This is a genomic window from Pseudomonas sp. HPB0071, from assembly GCF_000478505.2.
GTDB lineage: Bacteria > Pseudomonadota > Gammaproteobacteria > Pseudomonadales > Pseudomonadaceae > Chryseomonas > Chryseomonas luteola.
In genome coordinates this window covers 37,642-60,364 of sequence record NZ_KI517370.1, presented here as the reverse complement: position 1 = coordinate 60,364, position 22,723 = coordinate 37,642, and the positions used below count along the sequence as shown (strand labels likewise).

Annotated in this window: 17 protein-coding genes and 7 pseudogenes; 18 read left to right on the top strand and 6 right to left on the bottom strand. The window is 59.8% G+C overall.

All coding sequences use genetic code 11. The features are described 5' to 3' along the window. The first annotated feature begins 44 nt into the window (after positions 1–44). From HMPREF1487_RS24690 to HMPREF1487_RS27080, 6 genes and pseudogenes are all read left to right on the top strand, one after another. Positions 45–227 (top strand): hypothetical protein, encoded by a 183-nt coding sequence (locus HMPREF1487_RS24690; protein WP_245960676.1) that lies wholly within the window; start codon positions 45–47, stop codon positions 225–227. A gap of 107 nt (positions 228–334) precedes the next feature. Beyond that, the gene (locus HMPREF1487_RS24685; RefSeq protein WP_010799521.1) at positions 335–847 is read left to right on the top strand and encodes a hypothetical protein; all 513 of its coding nucleotides are present in this window, start codon (positions 335–337) and stop codon (positions 845–847) included. A gap of 343 nt (positions 848–1,190) precedes the next feature. Further along, a protein-coding gene (locus tag HMPREF1487_RS27085) for an IS3 family transposase (RefSeq protein WP_232235716.1) occupies positions 1,191–2,560 on the top strand; the annotation gives its coding sequence in 2 pieces (ribosomal slippage) (positions 1,191–1,674 and positions 1,674–2,560; 1,371 coding nt in all). Between the two features lie 73 nt (positions 2,561–2,633). Next, positions 2,634–2,969: an IS66-like element accessory protein TnpA gene (locus HMPREF1487_RS24670; RefSeq protein WP_010799498.1), complete on the top strand. Its 336-nt coding sequence runs from the start codon at positions 2,634–2,636 to the stop codon at positions 2,967–2,969. Next, the gene (gene tnpB, locus HMPREF1487_RS24665; protein ID WP_003241496.1) at positions 2,966–3,301 is read left to right on the top strand and encodes an IS66 family insertion sequence element accessory protein TnpB; all 336 of its coding nucleotides are present in this window, start codon (positions 2,966–2,968) and stop codon (positions 3,299–3,301) included. Before HMPREF1487_RS24670 ends, tnpB begins: the two co-directional genes overlap by 4 nt. A gap of 63 nt (positions 3,302–3,364) precedes the next feature. Further along, a pseudogene (locus HMPREF1487_RS27080) lies at positions 3,365–4,886 on the top strand (IS66 family transposase). Positions 4,887–5,118: 232 nt separating this feature from the next. Here HMPREF1487_RS27080 and HMPREF1487_RS24645 read toward each other — a convergent pair. From HMPREF1487_RS24645 to HMPREF1487_RS28620, 6 genes and pseudogenes are all read right to left on the bottom strand, one after another. Further along, positions 5,119–5,409 carry a helix-turn-helix domain-containing protein gene (locus HMPREF1487_RS24645; RefSeq protein WP_010799517.1) on the bottom strand — a complete coding sequence of 97 codons (291 nt, stop codon included), beginning with the start codon at positions 5,407–5,409 and terminating at the stop codon, positions 5,119–5,121. Between the two features lie 5 nt (positions 5,410–5,414). Then, positions 5,415–5,729: a type II toxin-antitoxin system RelE/ParE family toxin gene (locus tag HMPREF1487_RS24640; RefSeq protein WP_010799516.1), complete on the bottom strand. Its 315-nt coding sequence runs from the start codon at positions 5,727–5,729 to the stop codon at positions 5,415–5,417. A gap of 44 nt (positions 5,730–5,773) precedes the next feature. After that, positions 5,774–6,250 (bottom strand): annotated as a pseudogene (locus tag HMPREF1487_RS27075) (tyrosine-type recombinase/integrase); the annotation flags it as partial. Beyond that, a pseudogene (locus HMPREF1487_RS24630) lies at positions 6,247–6,549 on the bottom strand (DUF3577 domain-containing protein); the annotation flags it as partial. The pseudogenes HMPREF1487_RS24630 and HMPREF1487_RS27075, both read right to left, overlap by 4 nt. Positions 6,550–6,894: 345 nt before the next feature. Beyond that, positions 6,895–7,233 (bottom strand): DUF3085 domain-containing protein, encoded by a 339-nt coding sequence (locus tag HMPREF1487_RS24625; protein WP_037031329.1) that lies wholly within the window; start codon positions 7,231–7,233, stop codon positions 6,895–6,897. 17 nt (positions 7,234–7,250) lie between these two features. Continuing rightward, positions 7,251–7,438 (bottom strand): annotated as a pseudogene (locus HMPREF1487_RS28620) (hypothetical protein); the annotation flags it as partial. A 199-nt stretch (positions 7,439–7,637) separates the two neighbouring features. Between HMPREF1487_RS28620 and HMPREF1487_RS24620 the strand changes: the two are divergent. From HMPREF1487_RS24620 to HMPREF1487_RS24565, 12 genes and pseudogenes are all read left to right on the top strand, one after another. Beyond that, positions 7,638–7,883, top strand: coding sequence for a methylation-associated defense system helix-turn-helix domain-containing protein MAD1 (locus tag HMPREF1487_RS24620; RefSeq protein ID WP_338126467.1), 246 nt, complete (start codon positions 7,638–7,640; stop codon positions 7,881–7,883). 104 nt (positions 7,884–7,987) lie between these two features. Next, on the top strand, positions 7,988–8,557 hold the full coding sequence (locus HMPREF1487_RS24615; RefSeq protein WP_010799510.1) for an Hsp20/alpha crystallin family protein: 570 nt from the start codon (positions 7,988–7,990) through the stop codon (positions 8,555–8,557). 50 nt (positions 8,558–8,607) lie between these two features. Beyond that, positions 8,608–9,516 (top strand): YfdX family protein, encoded by a 909-nt coding sequence (locus HMPREF1487_RS24610; protein ID WP_010799509.1) that lies wholly within the window; start codon positions 8,608–8,610, stop codon positions 9,514–9,516. 76 nt (positions 9,517–9,592) lie between these two features. Beyond that, positions 9,593–10,537, top strand: coding sequence for a YfdX family protein (locus tag HMPREF1487_RS24605; RefSeq protein ID WP_010799508.1), 945 nt, complete (start codon positions 9,593–9,595; stop codon positions 10,535–10,537). 17 nt (positions 10,538–10,554) lie between these two features. Then, the gene (locus tag HMPREF1487_RS24600) at positions 10,555–11,196 is read left to right on the top strand and encodes an HdeD family acid-resistance protein (RefSeq protein ID WP_010799507.1); all 642 of its coding nucleotides are present in this window, start codon (positions 10,555–10,557) and stop codon (positions 11,194–11,196) included. A 321-nt stretch (positions 11,197–11,517) separates the two neighbouring features. Next, positions 11,518–12,639: a hypothetical protein gene (locus tag HMPREF1487_RS24595; RefSeq protein WP_010799506.1), complete on the top strand. Its 1,122-nt coding sequence runs from the start codon at positions 11,518–11,520 to the stop codon at positions 12,637–12,639. Continuing rightward, the gene (clpK, locus tag HMPREF1487_RS24590; protein ID WP_010799505.1) at positions 12,639–15,503 is read left to right on the top strand and encodes a heat shock survival AAA family ATPase ClpK; all 2,865 of its coding nucleotides are present in this window, start codon (positions 12,639–12,641) and stop codon (positions 15,501–15,503) included. The genes HMPREF1487_RS24595 and clpK overlap by 1 nt, the downstream gene beginning before the upstream one ends. A gap of 16 nt (positions 15,504–15,519) precedes the next feature. Then, positions 15,520–16,939: pseudogene (locus HMPREF1487_RS24585) on the top strand (phospholipase D-like domain-containing protein). A 27-nt stretch (positions 16,940–16,966) separates the two neighbouring features. Beyond that, positions 16,967–18,851 (top strand): annotated as a pseudogene (gene ftsH / locus HMPREF1487_RS24580) (ATP-dependent zinc metalloprotease FtsH). After that, positions 18,844–21,447 carry an EAL domain-containing protein gene (locus HMPREF1487_RS24575; RefSeq protein ID WP_010799501.1) on the top strand — a complete coding sequence of 868 codons (2,604 nt, stop codon included), beginning with the start codon at positions 18,844–18,846 and terminating at the stop codon, positions 21,445–21,447. Before ftsH ends, HMPREF1487_RS24575 begins: the two are co-directional and overlap by 8 nt. Before the next feature lie 183 nt (positions 21,448–21,630). Next, complete coding sequence (locus tag HMPREF1487_RS24570) at positions 21,631–22,122, top strand: phosphate-starvation-inducible PsiE family protein (RefSeq protein ID WP_010799500.1); 492 nt, start codon at positions 21,631–21,633, stop codon at positions 22,120–22,122. 49 nt (positions 22,123–22,171) lie between these two features. After that, a pseudogene (locus HMPREF1487_RS24565) lies at positions 22,172–22,654 on the top strand (LysR family substrate-binding domain-containing protein); the annotation flags it as partial. Positions 22,655–22,723 lie beyond the last annotated feature (69 nt).

Genomic DNA, 22,723 nt, shown 5'->3' with positions numbered 1-22,723 from the left:
TTACACGCCCCTCTGGAGATCAAGGAAAGAAAATGGAAGCACAGATGAGCCCCGAAGAAATGAAGGCTGAACTCAAACGTAAGGGGTGGACCAATAAGGATCTATCGGTTCGTTGGAAGGTAAGCGCTACTTGGGTCAGTAAGATCATCAATGATCCTGAGCGTAGCCCCCACTATGATGATGCAGTCCGGGGCCTCCCAACTGTAAAAAAGCCCAAGAATAGTTAGATAACCCCTTTGGTCGCTATCGAGCTACAGCTTTTTCATAGTTCTACCTTGGGTCGGAGTTCCGCCCTTAGCCTATATCGGGGACAGCGAAGCTCGAGGATTTTTTTATGGTAACGCCTCCTGGTAGCTATGCCCCTGAAGATGCCTGCCGCTTACATGTTATTTACAGCGAAAAGCTGTCTCCCGAGCAAAATGAAATGCTGGCACAGTTCGAGGCCCGTACCTTACGTCGCCCAGTTTGCATCTCTGAATTTGAAAATGGCCTTCTAAGCGCCAGTCAGTTGTGGGAAGCAAATTTGAGGATGATACGCTCGCTCTCTAACGATCTTCATAAGCTTCGCTTTCCACCTATAGGTCATGAACCAGCCAGGTCTCCACAATTCAAACCTTATGCAGTGGAGCGGGGCTTAAATGTTCTGATGGTAGCGGCGCCAAGCAAAAAAGCAGCTGCTGAACTGATTGGTACGACTAGCTACATACTGACCCAGTGGGCATATGCCTTAAAAGAAGCTGATGAAGCAGTGGCTCTGGCTGAACCTGGTGTGGTGTTTCGCAAGCGCATGTCAGGTTTTGACGGCTGGCAAAGAGTGTCAGATCTAAATAGTAACCTTAATAGGTAGCACTGACTCATAACAACGATCTAACTAAATGTCTGATGGCGATTTGACGCCTAACTGTTTTGAAGACACAGACGTTTGTACTCTTTAACTTTGCAGAGTGACTATGTCCCTTCCTCAGTACAATTCAGTCAATCTTTTTAGCTACAGCCCCCATCGCGGGGTCCGCTATAACGTCACCACAGATCAACATATTCTTGAGGACATAGACAAGCACGGCACCTTGTTTTGTCGAAGCACTGTAAGCGTCTGGCCAACACACCTCCCCGGTTCTTCCAGCTAGCGGCATGGTGTCCACCTGTTTTGATCTGACCCCCAGACCTTGGACATCATCAAAGGGGAAGGCATGGAAAAATACACAGAGCTGGTGAAGCTCTCAGCGGTGAAAGACTACTGCTCGGGTAGCGCAGGCCACAGAGAGGTCGCGCACCGACATGAGGTTGATGTCTCGTCCCTTCGGAAGTGGATCGCGGCGTACCAGGCGCTTGGTGAGGCGGGGCTGAAACGCAAGAAAAAGAAACACTACAGCCCCGAGTTCAAGCTAAACGTATTGCAGCGCATGCGTGATGAAGAGCTGTCTTATCGTCAAACGGCCGCACTGTTTGACATTCGAAAATTCGACATCATTGGCCAGTGGGAACGTCGCTATGATGAGGGCGGTTTAGATGCATTATCCCGGCATCCAGGAAGTGGACTTCATAGCAAAATGGCGAAAATCCCCCAACCTTCTCAGCTCGCCTCTACGGACGACGAAGATCGCACCCGCGATGATTTGCTGGGCGAATTGCAGCAGCTGCGGATGGAAATAGATTATTTAAAAAAGCTAGAAGCCTTGGTTCAAGCAAAGGAACGATCTGCGCAGCCGAAAAAGCGCAAATCGTGATGGAGCTGAGGCAGAAATATCATTTAGATGGCCTTCTGAAACTGGCAGGCCTCGCCCGCAGCACGTTTTATTATCAACAAAAGGTGCGACAAGCGGGTGATAAGTACGCGATGCTTAAAAGCTGTATTCGCTCGATTTTCGATGAGCATAAGGGGCGGTACGGGTATCGCCGTATCACTGCTGCCGTCAGGCGGGGCGGCCACCTGGTGAACCACAAGACTGTCCAGCGCCTCATGGGCGAGCTTGAATTGAAAAGCTGTGTACGCATCAAAAAATACCGCGCTTACAGAGGAGAGGAAGGTCAGATAGCGCCCAACCTACTGAAGAGAAAATTCGTGGCAAAACGGCCAAATCAGAAATGGGTAACTGACGTGACAGAGTTTCGAGTTGGCCAGCACAAGCTTTACCTCTCGCCGATACTCGACCTCTACAACGGCGAAATAATCGCCTTCAAGACTGCCAGGCGACCACTTTTCGACATGGTCGGCACAATGCTGCGGCAGGCTTTTGAGCGACTAAAGCCTCGTGATAAGCCGATCCTACATTCAGACCAGGGATGGCAATACCGCATGCCAATCTACCGACGTGTCCTGAACGAACATGCGGTGAAGCAAAGCATGTCTCGCAAAGGCAATTGCTATGACAATGCGGCGATGGAAAGTTTTTTTGGCACCTTGAAATCTGAGTTCTTCTATCTGAACAAATTCAATAACCTAGAAGAGCTTGAAGCCGGGATAGCAAGCTACATACACTACTACAATAATTCGAGAATCAGGCTAAAGCTGAGTGGCCTGAGCCCTGTGGAGTACAGGACTCAAGCCCGGCGGGCATAGAAGGCGTCCAACATTTCGGGGTCAGATCATTTTTGGTGGACACCATTTCAAGCCCCCCTGCAGAGGATCTCCCGTGCCAGGCCAACGCCGCTCCTATCCCAAATCTTTCAAGGCCCAGGTCGTCGATGAGTGCACCCAGCCCGGCGCCTCGGTTGCCGGCGTGGCCTTGAGCCACGGCCTCAACGCCAATCTCGTGCATAAGTGGATTCGCCGCCAGCAGGCACAGCTGCCCGCTGTGCCTTCAGGTTTTATTCCGATTCCTCTCGTCCCGAGCCTGCCGGCTACCCGGAGTGCGGCCGACATGGCCATCCAGATCGCCATTCCCCATCGGGCCGGCAAGCTGTCGGTGCAGTGGCCGGGCAACGACCCTGAAGGCTGCGCCCGCTTCCTGCGCGAGCTGCTGAAGTGATCCGTATCGAGCGCATCTGGCTCGCCACCGAGCCGCTGGACATGCGCGCCGGCACCGAAACCGCGTTGGCCCGGGTGGTTCAAGTGTTCGGTGCGGCGCAGCCGCACTGCGCCTACCTGTTCACCAACAAGCGCGCCAACCGGATGAAGGTGCTGGTGCACGATGGCTTCGGCATCTGGCTGGCTGCTCGCAGGCTCAATCGAGGGCGCTTCGTCTGGTCGGGTAATTGGCAGGGACAGCAGTTGGAACTCAGCCCCGAGCAGTTGCAGGCCCTGGTGGTCGGCCTGCCTTGGCAGCGTCTTGGGCCGGATGCCGAGATCAGGCTCCTGTAGCCGGGGTGCAATTAGGCCAATGGCCTATCGCCGAGGGGGTCGACAATCCGCACACTCGGCGCCATGAATCCTGCCGCTTTCGATCACCTGACACCCGAGCAACTGCGCCAACTGGCCGCGCAGTTGAGTCAGCGCGTCGATCGCCTGGAAACACTCAACCAGCGGTTGAACCACGAACTCGCCGTGCTGCGGCGCCACCGCTTCGCCCGCCGCAGCGAGCAGCTCAATGCCGACCAGCTCAATCTGCTGGACGAGATGATCGAGGCCGACATCGCCGCCATCGAGGCAGAGCTTGAAACGGCCCGACCAGAGCCCGCCAAGCGCGAGCCACGGCAGCAGCCCAAGCGAGCGCCGCTGCCGGCCGAACTGCCGCGCACGCTGATACTCCACGAGCCGGACAGCACCCAGTGTGCCTGCGGCTGCCAGCTCAAGCGCATCGGTGAAGACGTCAGCGAGAAGCTCGACTACACCCCGGGCACCTTCACCGTCGAGCGGCATATCCGTGGCAAGTGGGTCTGCGCCTAGTGTGAAACGTTGATCCAGGCCCCAGTGCCTGCGCAGGTGATCGACAAGGGCATCCCGACTGCCGGGCTACTGGCTCAGGTCATGGTGGCCAAGTTCGCCGATCACCTGCCGCTGTACCGCCAGGAAAAGATCTTCGCCCGCGCCGGGCTGGCCATCGCGCGTTCCACCCTAGCGCAATGGGTCGGCGCTTGCGGTGTCCAGCTGCAACCTCTGGTCGATGCCCTGCGCGACTGCCTGCTCCAGCAGGACGTCATCCTCGCCGACGAAACCCCGGTGCAGATGCTCGCCCCGGGCACGAAGAAGACCCAGCGGGCTTACGTCTGGGCCTATGCACCCAGCCCCTTCGCCGACCTCAAGGCCGTGGTCTACGACTTCAGGCCGAGTCGGGCCGGTGAGCATGCGCGCAGCTTCCTGGGCGACTGGCAAGGCAAACTGGTCTGCGACGACTTCGCCGGCTACAAGGACAGCTTCGAGCAAGGCGTGACCGAGATCGGCTGCATGGTCCATGCACGGCGCAAGTTCTTCGACCTGCATGCTGCCAACCAAAGCCAACCAAAGCCAACTGGCCGAGCAGGCCCTCCAGTACATCGGTCAGCTGTACGAGGTGGAGCGCGAAGGGCGGGAGCTGCTCGCCGAACAGCGCCGGCAACTGCGCCAGGACAAAGCTAGGCCAATCATTGATGGCCTGCATTGCTGGATGCTTGGGCAGCGGCAGAAGGTGCCGGAAGGCAGCGCGATCGCCAAGGCACTCGACTACAGCCTCAAACGCTGGGCAGCGTTGGTGCGCTACCTGGATGACCGCAACCTGCCCATCGACAACAACTGGACTGAGAACCAGATCCGCCCCTGGGCCCTGGGGCGCGCCAACTGGCTGTTTGCCGGCTCGCTACGCAGTGGCCAGCGTGGCGCAGCCTTGATGACGCTGATCCAGTCAGCCCGCCTGAACGGACACGATCCGTACGCCTACCTGAAGGATGTGCTCATGCGCCTGCCGACGCAGAAGGCCAGCGCCCTGGCCGAGCTGCTGCCGCACAACTGGGTATCCGCCGGCAAGGTGTGATGCCCGTTCGCTTACGTTGACCAGGCCGAAGACTTGAGTCCACAATCGAGTCCATTCCGTGACGCTTGGATCGGAAAAGACGTTCGTAATAAACGAGTTAGCGACCGGGTGCTGTTCCCTTCGCCCGCTCCAGACACCTAACGTTAAGGCCCTGTTTTTACAGGGCTTTTTCGTTTCTGGCTTTTGCTGGTGTCGAAGAAGTGTCGAAAAGGTACAGCCGTACAGGCCGAGATCAGACCGAAGAAAGCGCCTGGATGACGTTCTTCGGATCGTTATGGATGGCGCGCAGCAGCGCTTTTGCGGGTCCGGTCGGTTCGCGTCGGCCTTGTTCCCAGTTACGCAGCGTACCTAGTTGAACGTCGATCATCGCCGCGAACTTGGCCTGGGTCAGACCGGTCGCCTTGCGGATCTCTTTCACCTGCAGCGAGTCGACGACGAATTCCCGCGAGGGTTGACGTTCGCCACGGTGAATCTCGTCCATCTGCTGGACGCTTTCCAGAAGGTCTTCGAAGAATTTGCTCATGGTGATTACCTCCACCGCTCGATGATTTGCTTGAGCACCTTGCGCTCATCTGCCGTCAGGTCGTCCTTCTCGTTCTTCGGATAGATCAACAGTAATGCGATCTGCGAAGCCGCCGTGAAGTGGTAGTAGATGACCCTGGACCCGCCTCGCTTGCCGTGACCGCCAGACGCAACGCGAACCTTGCGAATGCCGCCAGTACCTTCAATCACATCGCCCATGTCCGGCCGGTCAGCCAGTTGCCGCTGAAACTCCGCGTAGCTGTCATCGCTAAGCAGATCCCGCAGGCGCTTGGTAAAGATCGGTGTCTCGATAAAGATCATAAACGCATAGTACGCCAGTGGCGCACCTCCTTCAATTGATTCGATTACTGGCTGGCGAGCGGTAGCGTGATGCCGGCCAACGGTCCTAACTTGATCGCATCGTTCAAATGCTCTGGCGCAAGGTGCGCATACCTCATCGTCATATTCAGCGACGCATGGCCCAGGATCTCTTTCAGCGTCACGATATGGCCACCGCCCATGATGAAGTGAGCTGCGAACGTGTGGCGCAGGACGTGGCTTGCCTGTCCGCGTGGTGGCTTGATCGAGGTCGAGAGCAGGACCAGCCGAAACACACCAATGCAGTTGGTGAATGGCCCGTGGGTTTGCCAGTGCTTCTTGATCGCCGCGACCAGCTCCGGCGTTACCGGGACCATCCGCACCCGCTTCGACTTCGTATTGGCGAACACCAGAGCGTTGCCTCGAATCCGCTCCGGTCGCAGCGCTTGAGCCTCACCCCACCTCGCCCCGGTCGCCAAGCAGATCCGCGCCACCATCGCCGGATGTGGAGACGTGGTCCGCGCCTGCCCTTGGAGTAGGTGAAGGTGTCGGTCCACAGGTCGCCCAGGCGGAAGCCGATCATCACCTTCCTCTCGGCGTCGACCGCCTGAATGCAGCGGCGCACCAGGTGCTGCGCCTCCGATCCCGATACGCGCGTGTCGAAACGCACATACGAGACGTCATCGCTGGGACCATTGAGCGCTGCGATATCGCAGGCCAGGAACGCATCGCCTTTCTTGGGCTTCACTTCGCGGATGCGATTGAGGTACCCGAGGCCGGTGATGTGCAGATCGAAGTAGGACTTTTCGGTGGAAGTGGTCATGGTGAATCTCCTGAAGAACAAAGAGGCGGAGACACACCCGACCCAAGGCGGGGAAGGTGTGAACCCCCCGCGTGGGTTGATGGAACAGCTTGGTGGCATCGCCATCGAGAACCGATGGCCGTTCGCGCATGGATGCCGGTGCGAACTGGAGTGATCAACGCGGTCGGAACCGCGTCGCAGCCTTGAAGATCGTGGCTGCCTGGGCATGTCGCTGACGGACGTCAGCGGAACATGGCCGGAAGCGTGGCGCCAGGGCAGCGCGCAGGCGAGCGGCAATCGGCACTCGCGGCTGTCCGCATTGCCGGGAAGAATGAGGCCCCCGGAGCGGGGGCCAGGGATGGGCGGTCAGTTGCCGCTGGGCGTGGAAGGAACCGCCTGCAGCGACAGGTGTGTCGCGGTGGCGGACACGTCGAGGTCGTCCTCGCTGTGCAGGATGCGCGCAAACACGCTCTCCTGCGGATCGAAGAACTCGCCGAAGTCGTCGCGACCGAACGCGGCGCGCGCCAGCTCCCACCAGTCGTCGAACGCATCGACATCTGGGTTGCAGCCGGCGGCATAGGCGATGGTCTTCAGGCGACCATCGGGTCGGCGCTCGCGGCGCTCGGCCAGGAAGTACACGCCCTGATCCTTGACAAGGATGATGCGGCATTGATTGACCACGGCCTCGGCAAGTACGGGCCGCAGGTCGGTACCTTTGAATCAAACAGACATGGGTGTGATCTCCAGAGAGGCAGGAAGAGAGGCTTCCCGCCGCGAGGGCGGGAAGCCGCCGGGAGCATGTGGTACAGCATGCCTTCCACGGTCATTCGTAGATCAAGTAGATGGCCTTGTGCAGCAGAATTTCCCGCAGCTTCGACCAGTGCTCGTCACTGAGCAGTAATCGGCGCATTGCAAGCTCGTATTGGTGTTGTGTGAGAGCTACAACGACACGATCTTTCTATTACATATCAATAACTTATAGCGAAACGGCAACAAACCCTAGGCAAAAGCGGCGGGCGCCATTGACATTGATCAATGTGATGTGGGTGCTCCTTGAGATTTGCAAGAAAGCGTCTACGTTTGCAAATGGTTGCAAGAATCGGCAATTGATGGACAAGGTTGAAGAGTTGCGTGGTGAAACCATGAAAACTGGTCCGGATCAAATCTTCACGCTCGACGAGCTGGCGGCGTACTTGAAGGTTGGCAAGCGCACGCTATACCTACTGGTAGCGCAAGAGGAGATCCCGGCGTTCAAAGTGGGTGGGACATGGCGGTTTCGGCGAAGCGACATCGATCGCTGGATTGAAGATCGATCGCCAACCGAGACAAGAAAAGGAGGTGATGCGCGAAGGTGAACAGCTTGACTCCGACACGTACGCCGTATGGCCTGTGTGCCTTGGCATGGATCAGCAGACAAATGAATTGAGATATTTGCTTAACTATTTTTTGGAGGTGTGACATGAGTTTCGATCTGAAAAAGTTGGCCCCCTGGAACTGGTTCAAGAACGAACAGGAAGAGCAACAGGCGGCTGCCTCGCTGCCTGTGCAGCGCAATGACCAGCCTGTGGCAGGCGGTGCAGTCAGTCCGATCCTGCAATTGCATCGCGAGATCGACCGCCTCTTTGATGACGCATTCCGCGGGTTTGGTTTTCCGACTTTGGCCATGCCGCGTTGGCCGGCAGAGTGGCCAGGCATGCTGAAGCCGGCCGTGGACATCCAGGAAACTGATACGCAGTACAGGATTGCTGTGGAAGTTCCAGGTGTCGAGGAGAAGGACATTCAGATCACGCTCGACAACGACGTGCTGGTGGTGCGCGGTGAAAAGCGGCAGGAGCAGGAGAAGAAGGAGGGTGGCTTCCATCGGATCGAGCGGTCCTATGGCAGTTTTCAGCGTGCGCTGAACCTGCCCGGCGATGCCAATCAGGACTCCATCAAGGCCAATTTCAAGAATGGTGTGCTAACCATCACGATGGACAAGCGCGAGCTGCGTTCACCCCAAGCGGGACGAACGATTGCGATCGAGTCCTAACAAGCGCTGGTGAGAAATAAACCGTTCAATTAAGCAAAGAGAGGATGGTAATGAATATCATGAACCAAAAGACACTTTACGCCTCCCTGCTGAGTCTGGGCTTGATTGCCTCGTCGCCGGCCTTTGCCCAAGACACTGCGCTGCCACACAAGCCGCAGGAACAGACCGAGGTGGGCAAATCGGTCCAGCCACAGGTGGATGCGAAGGCAACGGAGCAGGCCGCGGAAAAGCGCAAGAAGATCACCGCCGACGCGATCGCCGCGGTAGCCGAGACCAGGAATGCCTTGAAGCTGCTCGATGAGAAGAAGGCCGACGAGGCCTTGGCTGCGTTGGAAAGGGTGACCGGCAAGCTGGAGCTGATTCTGGCGCGTGATCCGAAACTGGCGTTGGCGCCGGTGGACGTCGAGGTCATCACCTTTGACCTGATAGCGAAGCTCGATACCATCAAGGCCGTCATCAAGGAAGCGGAGGATTATCTCGAAGACGGTGAAGTCCAGAAGGCCCGTCCATTGGTAGCCAATCTGGCGAGCGAGATTCAGATCCGTACCACCAGCATCCCGCTGGCCACTTATCCGGGCGCGATCAAGGCCGTCGCGCCGTTGATCGACGCGGGTAAGGTCGACGAGGCAAAGGTAGCATTACAGGCCGCGCTGAATACGCTCGTGGTGACCACTGACGTGATTCCGTTGCCTGTCCTGCGTGCCGAGACCCTGCTCAGGAATGCCGAGGCGCTGGCGGAAAACAAGGAGCGTACGGACAAGGACAACAAAACACTGGCTAACCAACTCGCCGAGGCCAGGAACCAGCTCAAGATGGCGGAGCTGTTGGGTTACGGCAACAAGAAGGCGTTCAAGCCGATGTACGAACAGATCGATCAGATCGAGGAAAAAACTGCAGACGGCAAGAGCGGCAAGGGCTGGTTCGACAAGATCAAGCAGCAGTTGTCGGACTTGATGTAAGTCTCTTATGAAATGGATAGGCGCTGGCGGTAAGGGTTGCCGGCGCTCATCCAACTAATGTTGAGGAGTATCAGAAATGAGCGACGAGGAAGTAACCGAAAACACTTTGGATCAAGCCAGCGGGAACGCAAGTGAAGTCGCCGGCGCCGAGCCCAAATCCGCTATGGTGGAGGCGGTGCAACCCGCCGTGGATCAAGTGGTCGAGGGCAAGACTGCCGAGAAACGCAGGCAGACGATCGGCGAGGCGGTCACCGCGCTGACCGAGACCAAGAATGCCCTGGCGGCATTGGACGAAAAGGACACGACGAAGGCCCTGGATGCCTTGGCACAGGTCACCGGAAAGCTGGAGCTGCTTCTTGCCCGGAGCCCGAGGTTGGCCTTGGCGCCAGTGGACGTGCAAACCGTGGTTCACGACATTTTTGCCGGCGCGGACACCATCGAGGCCATCTTGGATGAGGCCGAAAACGCTCTTAAGCACGGCGAGGTGCAAAAGGCCAGACACCTGCTCTCCGGCGTGGCCAGCGAGATCGTGATCACGACCACGAGTCTTCCCTTGGCCACGTATCCCAAAGCCATCAGCGCCGTTGCCCCCCTGATCGATCAGGGCAAGATCGACGAGGCCAAGGCAGCCTTGCAGGCGGTGCTGGGTACGCTTGTATCCAGCAGCGTGGTCATTCCGCTACCGGTGGAGCGTGCCCGCGCCATGTTGAAGGAGGCCGAGTCCCTGGTGGAGAAATCCGATCGCAGCGCGGAGGAAGACAAGCGCTTGGGCGCTCTGCTCGATGACGCGCGCAAACAGCTCGAAATGGCGGAGTTGCTCGGGTACGGTCGCATGAAGAAGGACTTCAAGGATATTTACGACCAGATCAAGTCGGTCAAGGAAAAAGCTAAATCTGGCCAGTCCGGCAAGGGTTTTTTCGATGACATCATGGCTACCTTTCGCTCGCTGTTCGATCACAAAGAGGATGGATCGTTGCCGCAAACCGATGCTGACAAATCCCGCCAGCATGGCGGCAAATGAGCCAACAGGAGACGACGATGAGCGGAACACAGACGATCGGGCAAGGTGGCGACACCCTGTGCTCGATGAGCAGAAACTGGTGGGCCTTCGTGCTGCGTGGCGTGCTGGCGCTGGTATTGGCGGTACTCGCCTTTCTGATGCCGGCCGAGGCACTGCTGGCGCTGACCCTGGTCTACGGCGCCTTTTCGCTGGTTGATGGCGGGTTTTCACTGCTCGCGGCGGTGCGCAAGATTCGTCGCGGCAGACGCTGGGGTTGGTTCGCCTTCCGTGGTGTCGTGGGGATCGTTACCGGGATCGTGGTCCTGGTCGTTCCCTTGGTGGCGACCTGGGTGCTGGCAATCTTCCTGTGGACCAGTATCGCCGTATGGTCGATGCTGACTGGCTGGGCGGAGGTGTTTGCCGCCTGGCGCCTGCGTAAGGAAATTCGCGGCGAGATCTGGCTCATGCTCAGCGGATTGTTATCCATTGCGCTCAGCAGCGTGCTGGTCTGGTTATTGTTTACCAGGCCGGTCGAAACCTTTCTCGCGATGGGCTGGGTGCTGGGTGCCTATGCGGCCTTCCTTGGTATGCTTCTGATTTTTCTGGGTCTGCGTTTGCGCCGGAATCAATCTGAATGCAAAACGGACGGTTCAAACGCTCCGACCGGCGTGACGGCCTGAGCGCAGTTTCTTACTGACCTGATTAGCCCCAACGCTGAGCTGCAGAGCGAGTATCGCGACCGACCATCTCACCGAATGGAGCGTTAGTGTAATTTTACCCAGGGGCGGCGAGTCGAGGTTTTTGGAGGTGCCCTGGCGCCCGTCTTCGGTGCCATCGCGTCGGTCATCATGGGCGTTCGCCATGCGCGAGATAGACTCAGGGCGTTGGGGCCTCTGTCGATTTTTTGCGCGGGAAGTCAATGTGCGCTTGCTGGGCGCGATCAAGGGCGCAGCGGCACTGTTGTGGCGGCAGCAAAAGATCCATTTTAAAGGAAGAAGAACATGAAAATACAGACTTATTTTGAGGGTGTTGGCGACGAGATCAGGCATCGCTGGCCCGCGCTCCTCGAAGCGCTCGCTGCCAAGCAGATCCTCCCCCTGCTGCAAAAACATGGGGCGAATGACACCGTGCTCCATGCCACTTTGGAGAAGCGCAAGCGCGGCGAAAAATCCTTCACGGTCAATCTGCACATGCACCTGACGGGCAAGAAAATCGTCACCGCCCATGCGGAGGGCAAGGACGTTGATATGGCCAGCCAAAATGCCATGAAGGTCTTGTTCCGCGAAAGCAAGAAGCACTTCGATCGGTTGCGACATCAGCATGAGTACAAACGGCATAGCCGGCGTGAGCGTCTGCGCGCCCTCAAGGCGCAGCTCGACGCCCTGCCGTCTGCCACGATCGAAGCGGCACAGAAGGGCATCGAGCCCTTGAAAGCGCGCCTCGAAACGGTAGCCCGACGCGAATTGGCTTATCTGCGTGCCGTCGGTGACTTGCCGGCCGACTACCCAACGCTTGCCGATGTCGTTGACCAAGCGATCGCAGAGACCAAAGTCGCCTGGCAACTGGGCAAAACTCAGGATGCGGTGTATCGGCAACTAATAAAGAACCTGTTCAAGGTCATTGACCGCGAAGTGGCAGCGAGCCGTCAGTTCGGCGAAAGCGTATCGTTGGATGTCCCGGTTCCGGCAGACGCCGAGGACCAGGCCGAAGCGATGGTGGAAGAAGAAATCTATGAGTACTACCAGCCAGATGACAGCCTCCGTCTGGCCGACATCTTGCCGGCCGGAGACGAAACAGCGGCGTCACTTGAGAGCGAAACGGCAACTGATGCCGAAAAAGTGGTGCAGGAAGCCATCAGCGAAGCAGCCTGCCTCACTGACATGCTCAAGGTGCTACCTGTGTCCTGGCGTCGGGCGCTGCTGCTTGCCGAACTCGATGGGATCACTCCTTCTGTCATTGCCGAGGTGCTTGATGCCGCCGAAGATTCGGTGCAATTGTGGATCGAGCAGGCAACTGCCTTTGTCATCGCGCGCCTGGCCGATGCCGGCATTACCGTTGCCGACCGTGCGCATCCGCTGCAGCTGTTACGCCTTGATCAAATACATTCAACGGGAGATAAGTGATGAGTCGGACACAATGCCAAGTCTGCGGCCAACCCGCCACCGTGCGGGTAGAAGCCAATCTGAATGGTCGCCACAGCACCATGCTGCTGTGCGACGACCACTACCGCCAGCTGGTACGCCAGCAAAAGCGCACCGTTTCTCCGCTGGAAGCCCTGTTTGGCGCGCGCAGCGGTCTGTTTGAGGACTTTCTGGGCAGCGACTTTTTCCGTATTGGTGACGAGTCGACGACTGTTACTGCCAATACCGATGATGTGGTCGATGCCTCCTTTGGCGAACCGGCTTCGGCGGGATCAGGTGCACCGCGCCGTCGAGGTAGCGGACTCGCTAGCCGCATCAGCGAGCAATCAGAGGCGTTGCTTCAGGAAGCCGCCAAGTATGCGGCCGAGTTCGGTCGTCCGGAAGTGGATACCGAGCACCTGCTTTTGGCACTGAACCACACCGACGTAATCAAGACCATCCTCGGTCAGTTCAAGATCAAGGTCGATGATCTCACGCGACAGATCGAATCCGAAGCCAAGCGCGGTGACAAGCCGTTCGAGGGCGAAATTGGCGTGTCGCCGCGCGTCAAGGATGCACTGAGTCGTGCTTTCGTGGCGTCCAACGAACTGGGTCATTCGTATGTCGGCCCGGAGCACTTCCTGATCGGCTTGGCAGAGGAAGGCGAAGGTTTGGCCGCCAACCTGCTGCGCCGATATGGCCTCACGCCGCAGGCGCTGCGTCAACAGGTGAGCAAGGTGGTCGGCAAGGGGGCCGAGGACGGTCGCGCTGAGACGCCGACCAACACACCTGAGCTCGACAAGTACTCGCGTGACCTCACCAAAATGGCGCGTGACGGCAAGCTCGATCCGGTCATCGGCCGCGCACAGGAGATTGAGACCACCATCGAGGTGCTGGCCCGGCGCAAGAAGAACAATCCGGTACTGATCGGCGAGCCGGGGGTGGGCAAGACAGCCATCGTCGAGGGGCTGGCGCAGCGCATGGTAGCCGGCGAAGTGCCCGAGACATTACGCGACAAGCGCTTGGTGGAGCTGAATATCAACGCGATGGTCGCAGGGGCCAAGTACCGGGGTGAGTTCGAGGAGCGTGTACAGAAGGTGCTCAAGGAAGTGACCGAGCACCAGGGCGAACTCATCTTGTTCATCGACGAGGTGCACACGATCGTTGGCGCCGGCCAGGGTGGCGGCGAAGGCGGGCTCGACGTGGCCAACGTCTTCAAGCCGATGATGGCGCGCGGCGAACTCAACTTGATCGGTGCCACCACGCTCAACGAGTACCAGAAGTACATTGAAAAGGATGCCGCGCTGGAGCGTCGCTTCCAGCCGGTGATGGTGCCCGAGCCGACGGTAGCACAGACCATGATGATCCTGCGCGGCTTGCGCGACACCTTTGAGGCGCACCATAAGGTCAGCATCACCGAGGATGCGATCATCGCCGCCGCCGAGCTGTCCGACCGTTACATCACCGCGCGCTTCCTCCCGGACAAGGCCATCGACCTGCTCGACCAGGCGGCCGCCCGCGTGAAGCTCTCTGCGACGGCACGCCCGGTCGCCGTGCAGGAGCTGGAGGCGGAGCTGCATCAGTTGCGTCGGGAGCAGGACTACGTGGCTGCCCGCAAGCAGTACGACAAGGCGGCGGAAATCGGCAAACGCATCGAAGCCAAGGAGGCCGAGCTCAAGAAGCAGGTCGAGGACTGGGAGCGCGAGCGCGCCTCGGGCAGCGCGGAAGTCAAAGCGGAGCACGTGGCCCAGATCGTGTCGCGCCTCACCGGCATTCCGGTGAACGAACTGACGGTGGAGGAGCGCGAGAAACTGCTGCACCTGGAGCAGCGCCTGCATGAGCGCCTGGTCGGGCAGGACGAAGCGGTGCACGCCGTCGCCGATGCGGTCCGGCTGTCACGCGCCGGGCTGCGCGAAGGCAGCAAGCCGGTGGCCACGTTCCTGTTCCTCGGGCCCACCGGCGTCGGCAAGACCGAGCTGGCCAAGGCGCTGGCCGAAGCCATCTACGGCGACGAGGGTGCACTGTTGCGCATCGACATGTCGGAGTACGGCGAGCGCCACACCGTGGCGAGGTTAGTGGGAGCGCCTCCGGGCTACGTCGGCTACGACGAGGGCGGCCAGCTGACCGAGAAAGTGCGTCGCAAGCCCTACAGCGTGCTGCTGCTCGACGAGATCGAAAAGGCCCACCCCGACGTCTACAACATCCTGCTGCAGGTGTTCGACGACGGCCGTCTCACCGACGGCAAAGGGCGCGTGGTGGACTTCACCAACACCATCATCATCGCCACGTCCAACCTGGGCTCGGACATCATCCAGCGGCGTCTGAAGGCGCGTGGCGCGCCCGGTGAGGAGTATGAGAAAACCAAGACCGAGGTGATGGAGGTGCTGCGCGGGCACTTCCGCCCCGAGTTCCTCAACCGCATCGAAGAGATCATCGTCTTCCATGCTTTGGGCAAAGAGGAGATCCGACACATCGTCGGGCTGCAGCTCGACCGCGTGGCGCGCAATGCCGCCAGCCAGGGCGTGACGCTGGCCTTCGACCAGTCCTTGATCGACCACTTTGCCGAAGAAGGCTACAAGCCCGAATTCGGCGCCCGCGCGCTCAAGCGCTTGATCCGCAGCGAGCTGGAAACGGCGCTGGCGCGCGAGATGCTTGGCGGCGGCATCGGCAAGGGCGATCACGTCATCGCCCGATGGGACGACAAGGCCGATCGGGTCGGCTTCGAGCGCACGGAGCCGCCCAAGAGCGAGGTCGAGGCCGATAAGCCTGACGAAGCCAAGCCTGATGAAGCCAAGTCGACCGATGCGCCGAAGAGCGACGACGGCAAGGGTTCCCGGAAGAAGAAACCGGCGAGCGATCCATCCTGATGCATCGGGGGCTGTCATGTCTGCTTCCCATGGCCTGGCATCGGCAGCCACCCTGGTCTCACTCGCGGCGGCGCTCGCCGCTGCGGGGCACGCGGTCGTCTACAAGCGTGACCCGCGGTCGGCCGCGCTTTGGGTGCTGCTTATCGCGCTGCTACCGCTTGGCGGTTCGCTGCTGTACCTGTTGTTCGGTATCAACCGCTATCAGCGGCGGGCGCGGAGGCTGTGGTCGCGCATCGCCGACCACAGACTGTATGGAGGTCCCCGCCACGCTGCCGTCGGCGTTCGCCGGCCTAGCGCATCTGGTGGGACGCGCCACCGGTCAGCCGCTGACCGGTGGCAATCGCATCGAGCCACTGGTCGATGGCGAGCAGGCCTACCCGGCCATGCTCGCCGCGATCGACTCGGCCCGTCACAGCGTTGCCCTGACGTCCTACATCTTCGATGGCCAGGGCATCGGTACGCAGTTTGTCGAAGCCCTGCAGCGTGCCCATGCGCGCGGCGTGCAGGTGCGGGTGCTGATCGACGATGTCTCCGCACGATGGGTACGCCAGAGCGCCCATCGGCGGCTGAAGCGCAGCGGATTAATGGTGGCATCGTTCAATCCGACGCTGATCCCCGCACGGCTGCATGCCGCGCACCTGCGCAATCACCGCAAGCTGCTGGTGGTCGACGGCGAAACAGGCTTCACCGGCGGCATGAACATCTTCAGCCCGTACTGGCGGCCCGATGCGCCCGAGCAGGCCTGCCATGACTTGCATTTTCGCCTGCAGGGGCCGGTCGTCGCCGATCTCAGGCGGTGTTTCGCCGAGGATTGGTGCGACACCACGGGGGAGCGGCTCGATGAGTGTTTCTGGGGCGGGCTGCCCACGCCGGCTCCCGACCCGGGGAACAATTGGGCCAGAGGCATCGAGGCCGGCCCGGACGAAACCCTGGACCGAATACGCTGGACCTTCATGGGGGCCTTGAGCGCGGCACGGCACTCGGTTCGTATCTGGACACCGTACTTCGTGCCGGACCAACCCATGATCGCAGCGCTGGGCACCGCCGCCTTGCGCGGTGTGCGCATTGATGTACTCACGCCCGCCAACGGCGATCACCCGGCCGTGCAATGGGCCGCCCGCGCGCATTACTGGCAAGTGATGGAGCACGGTGTACGGATCTTCGAGCGGCCCGGCCCCTTCGACCACACCAAACTGATGTTGGTCGATGGCACCTGGTGCTGCCTGGGCTCGGCCAACTGGGACGCGCGCAGCCTGCGGCTCAACTTCTAGTTCAACGTCGAGGTCTACGACGCCGCCCTGTGTACACGCCTCGAGGCGCTGTTCGATGCCACACGCGACGCCTCGGCGCTCGTCACGCCGGCGGCAGTACATGCCCGCCCGCTTGCCGTGAAGTTGCGCGACGGTGTCGCCCGCCTGTTCACGCCCGTTCTTTAGCGAAACGACCCTCGGAGGACCCTGCGGATGGAAAAGAAAGACCAATGGAACGTCGGGTACTGGATCGTCGCCGGTCTGTTGCTGCTGATGCTCCAGAACTACTGGCAGGCGGCGCAGACCGTCGAGCCCGTGCCGTACAGCGAATTCGAGAAGGCGCTGGCCGAGGGCCGTGTCGCTGAAGTTCTGGTGTCGGACCGTACCGTGACAGGACGCCTGAAAGCGCCTGACAGCCGCGGCAAGACCACGATCGTAGCGACCCGCGTCGAACCCGATCTGGCGGAACGCCTGTCCAAGTACGAGGTGCCGTATGCACGCGTCGTGGAAAGCACCTGGCTGCGCGACGTACTGTCGTGGATTCTGCCGGCGGTGGCGTTCTTCGGTGTCTGGCTCTTCCTCTTCCGCCGATTTGCCGAGAAACAGGGCATGGGCGGTTTCCTGAGCATTGGCAAGAGCCGCGCCAAGGTGTTCATGGAGAAGAACACCGGTGTGACCTTCGCGGATGTGGCTGGCGTGGATGAGGCCAAGGCTGAACTCGTCGAGATCGTCGATTTCCTGAAGAACCCGCAGGACTATGGCCGCCTCGGTGCGCACATCCCCAAAGGCGTGCTGCTGGTAGGCCCGCCGGGCACGGGCAAGACCTTGCTGGCCAAGGCGGTCGCCGGTGAAGCCGGGGTGCCGTTCTTCCATCTCCGGCTCGGAATTCGTCGAGATGTTCGTCGGTGTGGGGGCCGCGCGCGTGCGTGACCTGTTCGAGCAGGCACGCGCCAAGGCACCCGCCATCATCTTCATCGACGAACTCGACGCCCTCGGCCGTGCGCGCGGTGTGGGCGGACCGATTGGTGGCCACGATGAGCGCGAACAGACGCTCAACCAGCTGCTCACCGAGATGGATGGCTTCGACAGCTCGGTGGGACTCATCATCCTGGCTGCCACCAATCGCCCCGAAATTCTCGACCAGGCGCTGCTGCGCGCTGGACGCTTCGACCGCCAGGTGCTGGTGGATCGGCCGGACAAGAAGGGGCGTCTCGACATCCTGAAGGTCCATGTCAAGAAGGTCACGCTCGCCCGTGATGTGGACCTAGAGCAGGTCGCGGCGCTGACCACCGGCTTTTCCGGCGCTGATCTGGCCAACCTGGTGAATGAGGCGGCGCTGGCCGCGACCCGGCGTCGCGCGCAGGCGGTGGAGTTGCAGGACTTCACCGCAGCCATTGAACGCATCGTGGCCGGGCTCGAGAAGAAGAACCGCGTGCTCAGCCCGAAGGAGCGGGAAACCGTGGCCTACCACGAGATGGGCCATGCCCTGGTGGCACTGGCCTTGCCAGGGACCGATCCCGTGCACAAGGTGTCGATCGTTCCGCGTGGCATCGGCGCGCTTGGCTACACGCTGCAACGCCCCACCGAAGACCGTTTCCTGATGACACGCGCCGATCTCGAGCACAAGATCGCCGTGCTCCTGGGCGGACGCGCCGCCGAGAAACTGGTGTTCGGCGAGCTGTCCACCGGCGCCGCGGACGATCTGGCGCGCGCCACCGACATTGCCCGCGACATGATCACCCGCTTCGGCATGGATGAGGGCTTGGGGTACGTTGCTTTTGAGGCACAGAGGCCGCGTTTTCTTGATGCGCCTGAACTGGCACAGGGTGGCTGCCGAGTAGCCGAATCGACTCAGGCACGCATCGACCAAGCCATCCGTGACATCGTGATGGGTGTGTTTGATCGTGCATACCGAATTCTCGAAATTAACCGAGATGTGCTGGAGCGATGCGCGCGCGAACTGCTCGCACGGGAAACGCTGGATGAATACAGCATCCGGCAACTGACGCAAGGGCTACAGCTCGAACCCCCATGTCACAGTGGTCCAACTGCCGGAGCCATTGCTTCCTCTGTGTCCCAGGGAGCCCCTCATGAGTGACAGTCTTCATATCGTCTGCCCACACTGCCAATCCATCAATCGCGTTCCAGCCAACAAACTGGCTGAGCCGCCCAATTGCGGGCGGTGCCAGCACCCACTGTTCACCGGAGAACCCATCGAGCTGACCACCGCGACGGTAGAGGCCATCACCGATCTCAACAGGGTCGAGCAGGCGCTGAACTCTATGCGCCTACAGCGAGAAGAGTTGGCCAGCCACGTTCCCGGTATGCTTTACCAATACCGTCTTCGTCCGGACGGCAGCTCGCACTTCCCTTATGCCAGCGCGAGGATACGGGAAATATACGGGGTTGCACCGGAGGATGTTGTTGAAGATGCCACTCCTGTGTTCGCGGCGCTCCATCCTGAAGACCGCGACCGTGTGCATGAAACCATACAGGCGTCGGGGCAGTCACTCGCGCTTTGGCATGACGAGTACCGGGTGCAGTTTCCAGACGGTCGCGTGATCTGGGTCGAAGGCGAGGCGTCGCCTGAAGCCATGCCTGATGGGAGCATCCTCTGGCACGGTTATATCCATGATGTCACCTTACGCAGAAGGTCCGGGGAAGAGCTTCGCCTTGCGGCTAAAGTCTTTGCGCACGCAGGAGAGGGCATCCTCGTTACCGACGCTCAGGCCCACATTGTCAACGTCAACCGGGCGTTTACCGTGATCACTGGTTATGCGCGGGAGGAAGTATTGGGCCAGACACCCCGCCTACTCCAGTCCGATCGCTATGACGATGAGTTCTATCAGACCGTTTGGCAGGCTCTGCTTGAGCACGACTACTGGCACGGAGAGCTCTGGTGCCGACGCAAGAACGGCAGCCAGTTTGCCGCGCTGCTGACGATCAGTGCAGTCCCGGATATGCAGGGCCAGATCGAGCATTACGCTGCCATGTTCTCCGACATCACGGCGCTGAAGGAGAACCAGCAACAGCTTGAACGCGTTGCTCATTACGACCTGCTCACCGGCTTGCCCAATCGACTATTGCTTGGAGACCGCCTTAAGCAGGCCATTGGTCAGACACGTCGGCGTGGCATGCACCTGGCGGTTGTCTTCATCGATCTGGATGGATTCAAGGAGGTCAACGACCAGCACGGCCACGCAGTCGGCGACAAATTGCTGTCCGTCCTGTCCAGGCGTATGACGCAGGTGTTGCGCGAAGGCGATACCTTGGCCCGTCTTGGAGGTGATGAGTTTGTCGCTGTTCTGGTCGACCTGCCGGATGTTTCCATTAGCGTACCGATTCTCGATCGCCTGAGCGAGGTGGCTGCGCAGCCCGTACCGATTGGTGACGCACTGTGCGAAGTGAGCGCGAGTATCGGTGTGAGTTACTACCCGCAACTCGAAGACATCGACGCCGACCAACTACTGCGGCAGGCAGATCAGGCCATGTATTTCGCCAAGCAAGCTGGCAAGAATCGATATCACGTTTTCGATACGGAGAAGGATCGTACGCTGCGCACCCGTCACGAAGGATTGGACAGCATAGCGAATGCCCTTGCCAATGGGCAGTTTCTGCTTTACTTCCAACCTAAGGTCAACATGCGCACCGGTGAGGTGCTGGGCGCCGAAGCCTTGATCCGCTGGCAACATCCGACGCGTGGCTTGTTATCTCCTGCCTCCTTCATACCCATCATTGAGAACCATCCGCTCGGGATTGACGTGGGGAAATGGACCATCGAGGCTGCGCTGACCCAGATCGAAGTTTGGCGCAATGCCGGCCTTCATGTCCCGATCAGCGTGAATATCGGTGCGCGGCACTTGCTGCAACCGGACTTCATCATGCATCTACGGGGTATGTTGTCACGACATCCCGGTGTCCAGCCGCAAGACCTTGAACTGGAAATCCTCGAAACCAGCGCCGTGGAGGACTTCGTTCAAGTGTCTCAGTTGATGGCGCTGTGCGAGAGGATGGGATTGCGTTTTGCCCTCGACGATTTCGGCAGCGGCTATTCATCGCTGACCTATCTGAAGCGCCTGCCCGCGTACCTGCTCAAGATCGACCAAGGTTTTATACGCGACATGCTCGAGGATCCGGACGATATCGCCATCCTGGATGCGCTACTGGCACTGGCAAGGTCGTTTGGCAGGAACTGCATCGCGGAGGGAGTCGAATCCATTCAGCATGGTGAAATGCTGCAGCGTCTGGGATGCGAGTGGGGCCAGGGTTATGCCATCGGGCATCCGATGCCGGCGCATGAATTCGAGCAATGGCTACACACCTGGCAGGTACCTTTATCCTGGAAGGGATTCAAACCTGACAGTCGCTCCGCGCTGCCCGTGCCGTTCACATACGCTGACCACCGGGTCTGGATTTCCCAGATGATCGACTATCTGTCAGGTAAGACCCAAGTGCCTCCTCAATCCGAAACACTCCAATACTGGCGGGATCAAAGTGGTCGCCCTACGTTCTTCGGCAAGGATCCTGATGATCAGGTCGATGTCCTGCATCAGAGCATCCAGCAGTTGGCTCACACCCTGAGTGAAATGAAAGATGCCGGCCGTGTCGAGGCATTGAGGGCTGGCATCGACAAGTTGCAACTTTTGCAGGCTGATCTGCTAGGATTACTGCCGCCGGAGCAGAAGCCGGATTGATGCCATGCATGGGACGAAGGGTTGACGTGCAAGAGGCTGATCCACCCATCGGCGGCGCCACGGGCGCGCAGGGCATATGCCGCTGGGTGGCTTTGCAATTGCCCCGGTGATGCAGGTGTAATCGAGTCGCCTTTTCGGACTCGCCGTTCCATTAAGGTTTCATCGAAAGAGAGAGCAACGCTTATGCATAAAGAATCTGGCCACAAGGCCCTTGACGAGATGCGCTCCCAGTGGCGGTTGATGACGGTTTACGAGCGCTTCGAGCAAGTCGTGGCGCTGGTTCTGTCGGCGGTGATCGCCGTGATTATCGTGGTCTCGCTGATCCAGCTGATCTCCATCGTCTTCTTCCTGCTCATCATCGAGGCGTTCAATCCGCTCGACCACAAGGTGTTCCAGAGCGTGTTCGGCATGATCATGACGTTGTTGATTGCGATGGAGTTCAAGCACTCGATCGTGCGCGTGGCCTTGCGCCGCGAAAGCATCATCCAGGTCAAGACGGTGATCCTGATCGCGCTCATCGCGCTCGCGCGCAAGTTCGTGATCCTCGACTCTGATGTCAGTCCGGCCAAGGTCGCCGCACTGGCGGGCGCGACCTTGGCCCTGGGGGCAACCTACTGGCTGTTGCGCGAGCGCGATGACAGAGTGGCTGAGGAAACCCCGCGTGAACGCTCGTGACTTTGACGACATCGGAGGGGCCTGGTCACGGCATCGCTGGCTAAACCGCCTGCAGTTTGCCTTGTCAAACGCGGTACATGATGGCCTCGTCGCCGAGCCGGTGTGGACCGATCCGCTGTCGGTGATCGTGCCCGCACGCCACTCCTTGCTGGCGCACGTGCAGGTGCCGCTGCCCGAAGCCCTGAAGTTCCCGTTGGTTCTGTGCCATCCCGAATCGGGATCGGGCTGCCGCCATCAGATTCAAGCGCTGCTGCGGGACGCAGGCGCGCCACTTAAGCTGGTCGATGAAGTGACCAGCCTGGGCGTGATGCTGACCTTGGTCGGCGCCGGCTACGGCATCGGCTTCGCCATCGCCTCGCAGGTGCAGACGCTACAGCGCCCGGACATCTCCATTCGTCCCCTGGCCGGCACCCCACCGATGCTCTCTACCTACCTGCTGCGCCGCCATGGCGAACCCTCCGAGCCCATGAAGCGGTTCATCGAGCGGGTGAAAGACGAGGCCGCACCGGTCGATGAAGAGCCAGTCCTTTAAGGACGCAGCTCGCCTGTTCGTTGCGACCTGTGGCGTGGTGTGCCAGTAGACAGATAGACTTCCGAATGA